Annotated in this window: 10 protein-coding genes; 4 read left to right on the forward strand and 6 right to left on the reverse strand. The window is 64.1% G+C overall.

What is annotated here, in order from left to right:
• Positions 1-19: 19 nt before the first annotated feature.
• The 3 genes from PSV40_RS21290 to uvrA all read right to left on the reverse strand — a co-directional run bounded on the left by PSV40_RS21290 (position 20) and on the right by uvrA (position 4,464).
• Positions 20-943 (reverse strand): EamA family transporter, encoded by a 924-nt coding sequence (locus PSV40_RS21290; protein WP_300541660.1) that lies wholly within the window; start codon positions 941-943, stop codon positions 20-22.
• Complete coding sequence (locus PSV40_RS21295; RefSeq protein WP_300541662.1) at positions 943-1,392, reverse strand: acyl-CoA thioesterase; 450 nt, start codon at positions 1,390-1,392, stop codon at positions 943-945. The genes PSV40_RS21290 and PSV40_RS21295 overlap by 1 nt, the downstream gene beginning before the upstream one ends.
• 72 nt (positions 1,393-1,464) lie before the next feature.
• Positions 1,465-4,464: an excinuclease ABC subunit UvrA gene (uvrA, locus tag PSV40_RS21300; protein ID WP_300541809.1), complete on the reverse strand. Its 3,000-nt coding sequence runs from the start codon at positions 4,462-4,464 to the stop codon at positions 1,465-1,467.
• Positions 4,465-4,825: 361 nt separating this feature from the next.
• On the opposite strand from uvrA, the gene PSV40_RS21305 reads away from it, so the two are divergent.
• Positions 4,826-5,851, forward strand: a complete 1,026-nt coding sequence (locus tag PSV40_RS21305) for a DNA methyltransferase (RefSeq protein ID WP_300541664.1) — start codon at positions 4,826-4,828, stop codon at positions 5,849-5,851.
• On the opposite strand, the gene PSV40_RS21310 is transcribed toward PSV40_RS21305, so the two are convergent.
• The gene (locus PSV40_RS21310; RefSeq protein ID WP_300541666.1) at positions 5,852-6,454 is read right to left on the reverse strand and encodes a hypothetical protein; all 603 of its coding nucleotides are present in this window, start codon (positions 6,452-6,454) and stop codon (positions 5,852-5,854) included.
• A gap of 242 nt (positions 6,455-6,696) precedes the next feature.
• Between PSV40_RS21310 and PSV40_RS21315 the strand changes: the two genes are divergently transcribed.
• The 3 genes from PSV40_RS21315 (at position 6,697) to PSV40_RS21325 (ending at position 10,040) form a co-directional block, all read left to right on the forward strand.
• Entirely contained in the window at positions 6,697-7,941 is a 1,245-nt protein-coding gene (locus tag PSV40_RS21315; RefSeq protein ID WP_300541811.1) for an MFS transporter, read from the forward strand.
• A gap of 19 nt (positions 7,942-7,960) precedes the next feature.
• Positions 7,961-8,464, forward strand: coding sequence for a single-stranded DNA-binding protein (gene ssb / locus PSV40_RS21320; protein ID WP_300541668.1), 504 nt, complete (start codon positions 7,961-7,963; stop codon positions 8,462-8,464).
• Between the two features lie 148 nt (positions 8,465-8,612).
• Positions 8,613-10,040 (forward strand): MipA/OmpV family protein, encoded by a 1,428-nt coding sequence (locus PSV40_RS21325; RefSeq protein ID WP_300541670.1) that lies wholly within the window; start codon positions 8,613-8,615, stop codon positions 10,038-10,040.
• Positions 10,041-10,133: 93 nt separating this feature from the next.
• Here the strand turns inward: PSV40_RS21325 and PSV40_RS21330 are convergent, their stop codons facing one another.
• A complete protein-coding gene (locus PSV40_RS21330) occupies positions 10,134-11,837 on the reverse strand; it encodes a ShlB/FhaC/HecB family hemolysin secretion/activation protein (RefSeq protein WP_300541672.1) in 1,704 nt (567 codons plus the stop codon).
• Positions 11,838-11,845: 8 nt separating this feature from the next.
• Positions 11,846-12,868, reverse strand: a 1,023-nt coding sequence (locus tag PSV40_RS21335) for a YDG domain-containing protein (protein WP_300541674.1), incomplete at its 5' end; no start/stop codon positions are given.

Raw genomic sequence — 12,868 nt, forward strand, 5'->3', positions numbered from 1 at the left:
CGCAACAGACGCGGCCCGGTCAGTCCGCTTTGGCGGCCATCCAGCGGTTGCCAGACAACACGCAGATCAGGGCGGCGGCGACCAGCGTGATGCCAGCCCACTGCCAGGGCGTGATGGCCTCACCGAGCACCAGCATGCCGGTGGTCAGGCCCACCACCGGCACGCCCAGGCTGAAGGGCGCGACACGGTTGGCGGGGTGGCGTTTGAGCAGACCGGTCCACAGGCTGTAGCCCAGGATGGTCGCGACCCAGCCGAGGTAGGCCACGGCCAGCCAGCTGGAGGCGCGTGCCTGGGTCCACTGCCAGCGCGTCGCCTCGGGGTCGAACGCCAGGGACAGCAGCGTGAAGGGCAGGATGGCGAAGATGCTGCTCCAGACCACAAAGGCCATCGGCGAGTAGGCCACCCCGCCTTGCTGCACGTGGCGCGCCACGATGTTGGACATGGCCCACATGGCGGCGGCGCCCAGCGTGAGTACAAAACCCGCCAGTGTGGTGGCGGCGACAGCGCCTCCGGCGGCCGGCGCCAGGTAATTCAGGGCAAAGCAGGCCAGACCCAGGGCCGCGAGCACCATGCCGGCCTGCAGCGGCCGGCTGGCGCGTTCGTGCAGCAGCACAAAGCCGAACAGCGCGGTGAAAAACACCTGGGTTTGCAGCAGCACCGACGCCAGCGCCGCCGTCATGCCGACTTTCAGCGCGACGAACAGAATGCCAAACTGCCCGACACCCTGGAACAGGCCGTAAAAAGCCAGCCACTTCCACGGCATGTTGGGCGGCCGCACAAACAGCACCAGCGGCAGAACGGCAAAGACATAACGCGCAGCGCCCAGCTGAAAGGGCGTGAAGTCGCGCAGCGCGAATTTCATGACCACAAAATTGACACCCCAGACCACGACCACCACGAGGGCGGCCACCAGATCGCGGCCCGTCAGGACAGTGGGCCGCATCAAACGCCCGGCAGCGCGGCGCGTGCGGCGTTCAGGTGGGTCCTGACGTGCTGCGCCAGGGCGATGTCACCCGGTGTTTCCGGCAGCCAGGCCTCGACCGGAATGGTTTTTCCGTTCGGGTCCACCGCGACAAACACCACCACACATTCGGTGATGACTTCCATCTCGCCGGTTTTCATGTCGCCGGCGCGCACCTCGACCGCGATGTTCATGCTGGTGCTGCCGGTGTAGGCCAGCCGTGCCTGCACTTCCACCAGGTCGCCGATCATGATGGGGCGCTGGAAGCGGATGCTGCCGACCGAGACCGTGACGCAGTAACGCCTGGCCCAGCGCGTGGCGCAGGCATAACCGGCTTCGTCAATCCACTTCATGACGGTGCCGCCGTGGACCTTGCCGCCGAAGTTGATGGTGCTCGGTTCGGCCAGAAAACGCAGGGTGATCGACGACATTCGGCTCCTTGTGAAATGCTACGAAAATAATAGCTGCTCGCGCCCGTCCATCCTGGGCTGCAGCCAGTTTCTTTATAAAAGTCGCTTCAGGTAACGCCCGGTGTGGCTGGCCGGGTTGGCGGCGATGTCCTCGGGCGTGCCCACGCCCACCACGGTGCCGCCACCGGCCCCGCCTTCGGGACCCATGTCGATCAGCCAGTCGGCGGTCTTGATGACGTCGAGGTTGTGTTCGATCACCACGATGGTGTTGCCCGCGTCGCGCAGCTGGTGCAGCACCTTGAGCAGCAGGGCGATGTCGGCAAAATGCAGGCCGGTGGTCGGTTCGTCGAGGATGTACAGCGTGCGGCCGGTGTCGCGTTTGGACAGTTCGAGCGCCAGCTTGACGCGCTGCGCCTCGCCGCCCGACAGCGTGGTCGCCGCCTGGCCCAGCTTGATGTAAGAGAGGCCGACATCGAGCAGGGTGTGCAGCTTGCGTGCAATCACCGGCACGGCCTTGAAGAACTCGGCGGCGTCTTCCACCGTCAGGTCCAGGATCTGCGCGATGTTCTTGCCCTTGTACTGGACTTCCAGCGTCTCGCGGTTGTAGCGCATGCCCTTGCAGACATCGCAGGGCACGTAGACGTCGGGCAGAAAGTGCATCTCGACCTTGACCACGCCGTCGCCCTGGCAGGCCTCGCAACGCCCGCCGGCCACGTTGAAGGAAAAGCGCCCCGCGCCGTAGCCGCGTTCGCGCGCGGTGTTCATCTCGGCCATCAGCTCGCGGATCGGCGTGAAGAGACCCGTGTAGGTGGCCGGGTTGCTGCGCGGCGTGCGGCCGATGGGCGACTGGTCCACATTGATGACCTTGTCGAAATGCTCGATGCCTTCCATCGCTTCATGCGGGGCCGGCTCCTCGTGCGCGCGGTACAGCGTGCGCGCCACGGCGGCGTACAGCGTGTCGTTGACCAGCGTCGACTTGCCCGAGCCCGACACGCCGGTCACGCAGGTCAGCAGGCCGACCGGGAAATCGACGCTGACGTTCTTCAGGTTGTGGCCGCTGGCATTGATGACCTTGATGGCCTGCAGGTCGCCCTGGGTCAGCAGGTGTTCGGCTTCGCGCGCGGCACGTTTGACACCGGCGGCGCTGGGCGCAAACTTCGAAGGTTTTTTCGGGTCGCGCCAGGGCGCTTTTTCCACCGTCGGCAGCCAGGGTGTGCGGCGCGCCGGCACGGCGATCTTGAGCACGTGCGACAGGTATTTGCCGGTCAACGAATCGGGGTTGGCCAGCACCTCCTCGTAAGTGCCCTGGGCCATCACGCGCCCGCCGTGGATGCCGGCGCCCGGCCCCATGTCGATCACATGGTCGGCCGCGCGGATCATGTCCTCGTCGTGTTCGACCACCAGCACGCTGTTGCCGATGTCGCGCAGATGTTTGAGCGTGCCGATCAGGCGGTCGTTGTCGCGCTGGTGCAGGCCGATGCTGGGCTCGTCGAGCACATACATCACGCCGGTCAGGCCGGAGCCGATCTGCGACGCCAGCCGGATGCGCTGCGACTCGCCGCCCGAGAGCGTCTCGGCGCTGCGATCCAGGCTCAGGTAGTTCAGGCCCACGTCGTTGAGGAACTTCAGGCGCAGGCCGATCTCGCGCACCACCTTGCCGGCGATCTCGGCCTTGGCGCCTTCCATGCTCAGCGTGTTGAAGTAGTCGAAGCTCTCGCGCAGGGTGATGTTGCTGATTTCGTAAATCGCCTTGCGATCGGCTGCGCCCACCAGGTACACATGACGCGCCTCGCGGCGCAGGCGTGTGCCTTCGCAGTCGGGGCAGGGCTGCAGACTGCGGTAACGCGCGAGTTCCTCGCGCACGGCCGCCGAGTCGGTCTCGCGGTAGCGCCGTTCGAAGTTGGTGATCACGCCTTCAAACGGGTGTTTTTTGCTGACCTTGCGGCCGGCCGACTGGCCGGACTCCATCACGTAACTGAACTTGATGTCTTCCTCGCCCGAGCCGTGCAACACCACTTGCCGGACCGCCTCGGGCAGCTTTTCAAAGGCGGTGTCGATGTCGAAGCTGTAATGTTTGGCCAGGCTCTCCAACATGGCGAAGTAATAGGCGTTGCGCCTGTCCCAGCCCTTGACGGCGCCGCTGGCCAGGCTCAGCGACGGGAAGGCCACCACACGCGCCGGGTCGAAAAATTCCATGTGGCCCAGGCCATCGCAGCTCGGGCAGGCGCCCACCGGGGAGTTGAAGGAAAACAGGCGCGGCTCCATCTCGCTGAGCGAGTAGCTGCAGACCGGGCAGGAAAACTTGGCGCTGAACAAATGCTCCTGGCCGGAATCCATTTCCATCGCGATCGCCTTGCCATCGGCCAGGCGCAGCGCGGCTTCAAAACTTTCAGCCAGACGTTGCTGCATGTCGGGCCGCACCTTGAGGCGGTCGATCACCACATCAATGTTGTGTTTCTCGGCCTTCTTGAGCTTGGGCAACTCGTCGAATTCATAAGCCGTGCCATCGACGCGAAAACGCACATAACCCTGGGCCTGCATCTCGGCGAACACGTCGACGAACTCGCCCTTGCGTTCACGCGCCACCGGCGCCAGGATCATCAGTTTGGTGTCTTCGGGCAGCGCCAGCACGTGGTCCACCATCTCGCTGACACTTTGCGCCAGCAGCGGCAGGTCGTGGTCGGGGCAAAAGGGTGTGCCGGCGCGCGCAAACAGCAGGCGCAGGTAGTCGTGGATTTCGGTCACCGTGCCCACGGTGGAGCGCGGGTTGTGCGAGGTGGCCTTCTGCTCGATGGAAATCGCCGGCGACAGGCCCTCGATCATGTCCACATCGGGCTTGTCCATCAGCTGCAGGAACTGCCGCGCGTAAGTGCTCAGGCTTTCGACATAACGGCGCTGGCCCTCGGCGTACAAGGTGTCAAAAGCCAGCGATGACTTGCCCGAGCCGCTCAGCCCGGTGATCACCACCAGCTGGTTGCGCGGAATATCGAGGTCGATGTTCTTGAGGTTGTGCGTGCGCGCGCCGCGGATGCTGATGCGTTGCGCCGCGAGGGCCTGGGCCAGGTAGCGACTGGTATCGGGCTCGGTTGCCACACGGCCTTCAGCGGCTGCGGGAGCGAGGTATTGGCCGTCGGTGGAAGAGTTCACTGTGTAGGGGCGCCGCAAAACCCTCCATCATAGACCGATGCGCATTTTTAAGTGTTTGGTAGCTCCTTAAGCAAAACACCGGGTTAATGGCAGCGCAATTGTTGGTGCGAAACGTGTCCCCCGGCGCCAAAATATATTTTGCACAGCTAGTTAGTTTGGCTCTAAAAAGACGTCCAGACGTCTAAAATGAAACCATCAAACAGGAGTCAAAAAATTGCGTAGACGACCAGGCGAGGTACGAGATGCCATCGTTCAAGTTCTTGAGGGGCGAAGCCACGGCGCTAGCGTTCAGGAGATCACAAAAGAGGTGATTGGTTTGATTGGGGCGGTTCCTTCCTCGTCCGTGAGGTCGTACCTGCAACTTAATACGCCAACTTTGTTTGCCCGTATGGAGCGGGCGCAATACTCCTTGAGTGGATTCCAAGTCGAGCCGGAACCAAGTTTGCCGCCGCGTCTTGAAGCGGAAAGTTTTCAATACGGTCAGGCCTCACTGATCCTGGAGGACTGCACAGCTTGGTTGGACCGTCAGCCAGCCAATTCGGTTCATGCGGTTGTGACCGATCCCCCTTATGGGTTGGTGGAGTACTCCAGCATTGAACAAAGCAAGTTGCGCTCCGGCAAGGGAGGGGTCTGGCGTGTCCCCCCGAGTTTTGACGGCTCAAAACGAGCTCCCTTGCCTCGCTTCACTGTTCTCACGCCGACTGACCTTGAAGCGTTAGAGCGGTTTTTCCTGGCATGGGGCCGGAGTTTGATGCGTGTGCTTGTCCCGGGTTCAAATGTTGTTGTTGCCAGCAATCCGCTGCTTTCTTACTTGGTTTCCGGCGCGCTCGCCCGGGCGGGGCTTGAGCGCAGAGGCGAATTGGTGCGTTTGGTGATGACGATGAGGGGCGGTGATCGACCCAAGGCTGCTCATGTGGAGTTTGACGGTGTGAGCGTGATGCCTCGTTCCATGTGGGAGCCTTGGCTTCTGTTTCGCAAACCGCTTGAAGGGCGTGTTCAGGACAATCTCCGCAAGTGGGGGACAGGTGGATTCCGGCGAGTTTCGGCGGACAAACCCTTTGGCGATGTGATTGAGTCTGCTCCGACGCGATCTTCGGAGCGGAAATATGCGAATCATCCCAGTCTCAAACCGCAGGCCTTCTTGCGCAAAGTAGTCCGTGGCGTATTGCCTTTGGGACAGGGAATTGTCCTTGACCCTTTTGCTGGCTCTGCCTCAACTCTGGCCGCGTCTGAGGCGGTTGGCTACCAAAGCATTGGTGTCGAGAAAGATAAAACGTATTTCGAGTTGGCCAAGGAAGCACTGCCTAAACTCGCGAGCCTGCATGTAGAGTAATCAGAGGCGATACAACCAGTTGGTTCTAAGCTTTGCGATCCCTTTGGCGTGCAATGTGGCGGTGCGCGTACCAAGCTCGCCGCGAGCATTTTTTCGAAAGTCCTCGACCCTTACTTCCCCGAGATAAATCTCCGTGAAACTCATGGGCCGCCGAGTAGTCGCTGGCTCTGAAGTGTTGTCGACGGTATAGACGAATACGCACATCCACTGGTTGCGGGCGCCATGGGTGTCAACGGCACCGCCGGTTTTGCGTGTGGTTTTGATCTCTACGCCAAATTCGCCAGCCTTGGCAGCATTGAGCGGGTACATGCCCTTGACCACCAAATCAGGATGTCCATTGAAATAGCTATTGACTGCCAAGGTCCTGGAGTGCTTGGCGAGGCTGGCCGTCAGCATGTCAGATAGAACGCCAGACATGATGGCGGGACGAAGCATGTCGTCCAAGCGATCCAAGCCCTTGGCAACAAGGCTCGTGTTTACGTCATAGAAAAAGTCGTATATATCCTGCGTGGCAAGCAGAAAATCTTGTATCCGAAGTTCGAAAGGCAGTACTGCAGCAGTATTTACTTTGGCTGGATCCAGGCTGTTGCGCGTGACGGGCATGAGGATTTTTTGAGGAATGGCTATTGCTCGGATTCTGACACGCTGCTACAGCCTGTAGATAGAGGGCGAGTTTTTGTGTAGTCGGCCCAATCTTTGCTTACGGCAAGGCAAAAGGGGCGCCGTCCAATTCAAAGACAATAGGCCCTGTCTTTCGCGAGTGACCCCGCCAGCCCTTTTTTGTTTTTCAAATTTTCCAGCCCTTCTCTGTGTCTTCAACCCGCCCCGACCTGCCTTCCTACCCCATGACCGCGACCGAGCGGCGCGCCAGCGCGTCGTTGGCCGCCATTTTTGCGCTGCGCATGCTCGGGCTTTTCCTGGTGCTGCCCGTGTTTGCGCTGGAGGCGGCGCGTTACCCGGGTGGCGACGACCCGGCGCGTGTCGGTCTGGCCATGGGCATTTACGGCCTGACCCAGGGTCTTCTGCAGATTCCCTTTGGCATGGCCTCGGACTGGCTGGGCCGCAAGAAAGTCATTGTGTTCGGCCTGCTGGTGTTTGCGCTGGGCAGTTTTGTCGCCACCTGGGCGCCCGACCTGACCTGGCTGATCATTGGCCGTTCGCTGCAGGGTGCCGGCGCCATCTCGGCCGCCGTGACCGCGCTGCTGGCCGACACCACGCGTGACGAGGTGCGCACCAAGGCCATGGCGCTGGTGGGCGCCAGCATCGCCCTGATGTTTGCGCTGTCGCTGGTACTGGCGCCGCTGCTGGCCGCACACATTGGCCTGGGCGGACTGTTTGCCTTCACCGGTTCGCTGGCGCTGGCTGGCATCGCGGTGGTGATCTGGTGGGTGCCGCCCGAGCCGGCGCAACACGTGAACCGGCCGCGCGGCAGCCTCGCCGAGGTGCTGAAACACCCGGCCTTGCTGCGGCTCGATGTCGGCGTGTTTGTGCTGCACGCCGTGCAGCTGGCCATGTGGGTGGCCATTCCCGCGTTGCTGGTGCAAGCCGGGCTGGACAAGGACCACCACTGGCAGGTCTACCTGCCGGCGGTGCTGGCCTCCTTCCTGGTGATGGGCTTGACGCTGTTCCCCCTGGAAAAACGCGGTTACCTGCGCGCCGTGTTCCTGGCCGCGGTGAGCCTGATCACGCTGGTGCAGTTCGGACTGATGGGCGCGGCGATGCAGGGCAGTCCCAGCCTGGCGGGGCTGGGCGCCTTGCTGTTCCTGTTTTTCTGCGGCTTCAATGTGCTTGAAGCCTCCCAGCCCAGCCTGGCGTCGCGGGTGGCCCCGGCCCATTCCCGCGGCGCGGCGCTGGGGGTCTACAACACGCTGCAGTCACTCGGGTTTTTTGCCGGCGGTGCCCTGGGCGGCTGGCTGGCCAAAACCGCGGGGGCGCAGGCCCTGTTTGCGGCCTGCGGCGGGCTCATGCTGCTGTGGCTGCTGGTGGCCTGGCCGATGAAGGCACCAGGACGGCATGCCGGCGCGCCGGTTTCCGGGCCGGCCGGCTCCGAAGCGGCTGGTGCGGTGGCGGCCCAGCCAGTTAAACTGTGAAAAATTAGGAGAACACGCCATGGCATCCGTCAACAAAGTCATCCTCGTCGGCAACCTCGGCCGCGACCCCGAAGTGCGTTACCTGCCCAGCGGCGACGCCGTGGCCAACATCGCCCTGGCCACCAGCAGCAAGTACAAGAACAAGGCCGGTGAAATGGTCGAGGAGACCGAATGGCACCGCATCAGCTTTTTCGGCCGCCAGGCTGAAATCGTCGGCGAATACCTGAAAAAGGGCCGCTCGGTCTATATCGAGGGCCGCCTGAAAACGCGCAAGTACACCGACAAGGACGGCGTTGAAAAATACGCCACCGACATCATCGCCAGCGAAATGCAGATGCTCGGCAGCCGCGAAGGCATGGGTTCACCCGGCGGTGAGGGTGACGGCGATGGCGGCGAACGCCAGTATTCCCGTCCGCCGGCGGCCGCGCCGCGTGCACCGGCGCCGGCCCCCCGTGCGCCGTCGCCTGCACCGACCAAGGCCGCCAGCGGCTTTGACGACATGGACGACGACATTCCATTTTGACCCGCTTTTCCGGCTGAACCGTTCACGCAACGGTTTTTGTCAACCGGCACCCTGCGCCCCTGTAGGTGCCGGCCCCGTTTTCAGGCAAGGGCCGTTTCGGCAGGGCTTTGTTGGCTAGGATGAAAACCTGCCAACCGAAAGTGCCGAGATGAGCCCCCACCCCGACCCGAAAAAAACAGGCCTGCGCCTGACCGCCTCGTGCAAGCCGCTGGGCGCAGCCTTGCTGGTGGCGGCTTGCCTGCTCGTGCCGGCGGCCCATGCGAACACCGATACCCTCAGCGATCTGCTTGATGGCTCCGGCAGTGCCGGGCTGGGCTTCATGGTGCGTGCCGAACAGTCACCCTACGTGGACGGGGGCGTGCGGTATGACCTGATGCCGCTGTACCTCTACGAAGGCGAGCGCCTGTTTCTTCATGCCAGCCGCGTCGGGGTGAAGGTCTTCAAGGACGAGGCGCAGCGGGTGGACCTGTTCATCGACCAGCGTTTCGAGGGCTTCAGCGACGACCGCTTGCCGGCCAGCCTGGCCGGCATGGCCGAGCGCGGCTCCGGCCTGGACGCCGGCGTGTCCTGGCGCTACCGCCAGCCCTGGGGAACAGTGCAGGCGGAGTTTGTGCAGGATGTGTCGGGCTTTTCCAGGGGCCGGGAAGTGCGGCTGGGCTACAGCCACGACTGGCGCTCGGGCCGGCTCACGCTGCGTCCCAGCCTGACGGTGGCCATGCGCGATGCCAGACTGAACAACTATTACTACGGCGTGCGCCCCGGCGAAGCCAGCGCGACGCGGCCGGCTTACGCAGCCGGCAGCGGCATCAACACCACGCTGGGGCTGTACGCCGCCTACGCACTGAGCGACGGCTGGCGCCTGCTGGGCGGCGTCTCGCGCACCGACCTGAGCGGCAAGGTGAAGGACAGCCCGATTGTCCGCAAGGGGCCGCAGACCGCCATGTATTTCGGCGCCGCCTACGATTTCGGCACCCACAAGCAGCACTGGGCCGAGGAAAGCTTGCCCACCCACGTCAAGGTGCTGTACGGCAAGTCCACGGCAGACGGCTGCCACCTGGCCAAGATCATCACGCTGACCTGCGCTTCGACGGCCAAGGTCAACTCGACACGCATCGCCGGGGTGCAGATCGGCAAGCCTTTCATCGAGCAGCTCAATGGCTGGCCGCTGGACATCGTCGGTTATGTCGGCCTGTTGCAGCACGATGACCGCGGCTTGGCCCCCAATGGGCTGCAGCTCGACGCCTTCATGAAGGCCTATTACTACGGCTTTCCGTGGAACGACCGGATCAAGACCCGGCTCGGTCTGGGCATCGGGTTGTCGCTCGCGCAGCGTGTGCCCTACACCGAGTCCAGCAGCCAGGCGGCGCGCGGGCGGCAAACCTCGCGGCTGCTCAGCTACCTGGACCCGAGCATCGACGTCAGCGTGGGCGACCTGGTGGGTTCACGTGCGCTGAAGAACACCTATCTCGGTTTCGGCGTGTCGCACCGTTCCGGGATCTTTGGCGCCTCGCGCCTGCTGGGCAACGTCAACGGTGGCTCCAACTACATCTACACCTACCTCGAAACCGTGCTGTAGGCAGGCGCTATCAAATCGACAGCTGCTTAGACACGTCTGGCGTTGGGTAAAGGCCGATTTGCCTTAAAAAAACCGGGAAAACGCGGATCCGGCCTAAAAGCGCCAGTTTCCCTGCAACCACAGGCGCGGTGACTTGTCCCGGTCCGACGTGGGCGCGGCGCTGCCGCCGCGCCAGGCCAGCGTGGCGCTCACGCTGAAGGCGTCCAGCGATGCCGCAAGTCCGATGCCGTAGCCCGAGAGGCGGCGTTTGTTGTTGCCGGCAATGTAAGGCCTGCGGTTGATGTCCACACCCCCGGCGTCATAAAACACCGAACCCTGCCAGCCAGGCGCCAGGGCCTGACGCAATTCCAGGCTGGCCAGCCAGCCCTGGTCGCCAGCCGCCTCGCCCTGCGGGTAGGCGCGGATGCCGTACACGCCGCCCAACACGAACTTCTCCGAGGAGTCGAGGTTCTTGCTGGCGCGCTGCGCACTCACCGAGCCATACAGGCTCAGGCTGGGCGCCAGGCGCTGCTCGCGCGCCAGGCTGGCCGTCCATTTGGCGTAGTGGCCGGCGGTGCGCGTCGACGTCTGGTCAAGCGCCAGAAAGGCCGGGTTGTCAATCGACAGGTCGCCCAAGGTCGGGCTAAAGCGCCAGGTGGTCAGCCCGCCGCCGCCCAGGCCGTCCAGCAGCTCGCCCGACAGGTCCAGCACCAACGCGGTTGCACTCTTGCGCACTGACGAGCCGATGACATCGATGTCGTCGCGGATCCAGCGTTTTTCCAGGTTGCTGCCCAGGCGCACGCTGGCATCGGTGGCCAGCAGCAGCGGGTAACTGCCGTAAACCCCGGCGGTGTTGGCTGTGCCGTGGGCCTGCAGCGCCGCAAATTCCCGTGCCAGCTCGTAACGCGATGCGCTCGCCGACACCCCCAGCCGCAAACCATCGTTGCCCACCGCGGCATCCCAGGCCGCGCGGCCGAACAGCAGGCCTTCGTTGCTGGTGGTGCCGCGCAGGCTGAAGCGGTCAGCCAGGCCCAGGGGGTTGTTCAGCGCCAGCTGACCTGACAGCCGGGTGGCGCCCGTATACCTGTTGCCGAAGTTGTCCAGGCTCACGCTGCCTTCCATGGCCTTTCCGGGCGCCACCGTCACCAGCAGGTCCGAGCTGCCGAGGATGTCGCCGGGCCGGAGCTGGCCGTCCACCTTGCCCACCCCGGGGAGTTGGCCCAGCAGCAGCAGGGCACGGTTGGTGATGACTGTGCGCACCGGTTGGCCCGAGGGCAGGGCGTCCACGATGGGTTGCATCTGCCCGGAAGGCAGGCCGGATTGGTTGTCGAGGGTCTTTTTGCCCAGCGTACCTTCCACCACGCTGAGGGTCGCCACGCCGCCGCGGATGTCCTGCGCCGGCACAAAGGCGCGCGCCACGGCATAACCCCGTTCGCGGTAGTAGGCGCTGATACGCCGCGCGGCGGCTTCCAGGTCGGCCAGGCTGCGGTCGGGCCGCGGCAGGTCACTCACCACGGCGGCCAGCTGCTCGGCGGTGAAGGCCGTGCTGCCGGTCACGCGGACCTGGGTGATGGCAAACCGCGCGCTGCTGCTGGGGGTCCCTGCAGGCTGTTCCTCCACGCGCAGCGCGGGTGTTGCCGGCGGTGCGGGCAGCACCGGCCGGGGCTGGTTTTCGCGCAACATCTGTCCGGCGTCGGGTTGGGTCTGCGCCGCGGCGGGCGCGGCCGGGCCCCAGGCGCCGAGCACGCCCGCGATGGCCAGAGACAGAGAACAGTAACGATGAGTATGTGTGGGGCGTTTGGCAGGGTTGGAGGTCATGAGGTGTTTCATTCGTCGCGCTGGGTAGCTCCGGGCAGGCGGATGCCGGGACCACCGATGGTAAACAGCGGTGTCATGGTGCCGGGGGGGGCACCGCTGCCGCCAGCCGGAGCCTGGCGAGCGGTCTCCAGGGCCTGTACCAAGCGACGGCGATCATCGCCGGTAGCGCCTGCGTTTGCAGGCGCGGCTTGTTGGCCCTCCGTCGTTTGTCCGCTGTTGGTGGATGAGCTCAAGCTGGCAATGGCGGTGGTGAAGGGAGTGCTCCTGGCCAGCGTCGCCGCGAACCCTGTCGTGCTAGCGGGGCTGGACGTTGTGGACGCTACCGTCGCGCCTGCAGCCGCCGGTGCCGCCGTGATGTTGGCAGTGGCCGTCGCCGTGGTGTTTTGCAGCGCGTAGTTGCCCGCATCAGTGCCGCCCAGCGTGACCCCGCTGATGTTGACGGTCTTCGCAGTGCCCACCGCAGCGGTGGCGAAAGCAGCCATCTGGCTGAAGCTGACGGCATCGCCGCTGATGATGTCGGGCGAGCTGCCCGCCACGGTGGCGCTGGTGCTGCTGTCGAAAACCTTGTTTTCTGCCGTGTAGCCGGCAGCCAGCGACTTGGCCGTGATGTCTGCGGTCAGGCCGGCTGGCTGGCTCACGCTGTAATTGCCGGCAAGACCCGTACCATTTGAAAGCGTCAGGCCGGTGACGATGACCGCCTTGTTGTTGCCGACGTTTTTGTTGTTGAACTGCCCGCTCTGGCCGGAGAAACCCAGCGTCTCGCCCAGCACTGTGCCCGATAACGTGCCCCCGCTGAGGGTGGCAGCCGTCGTGCCATCGTAGGTTTTGGACGCCGCCGTCATGCCAGAGACCGTAACCACCTTCGGGGTGATGTTCCCTGTGACGCCGGTGGGCTGGGCCACGCTGTAGTTGCTCGCCAGGCCGGTGCCGTTGCCCAGCGCCAGGCCGGTGACAATGACGGCCTTGCCATTGCCCGCATCCTTGGTGTTGAACTGGCCCGACTGGCCGGAGAAGGCGAGTGTTTCGCCCAG

Origin of the sequence: Polaromonas sp., assembly GCF_029945925.1 — a bacterium.
GTDB lineage: Bacteria > Pseudomonadota > Gammaproteobacteria > Burkholderiales > Burkholderiaceae_C > Polaromonas.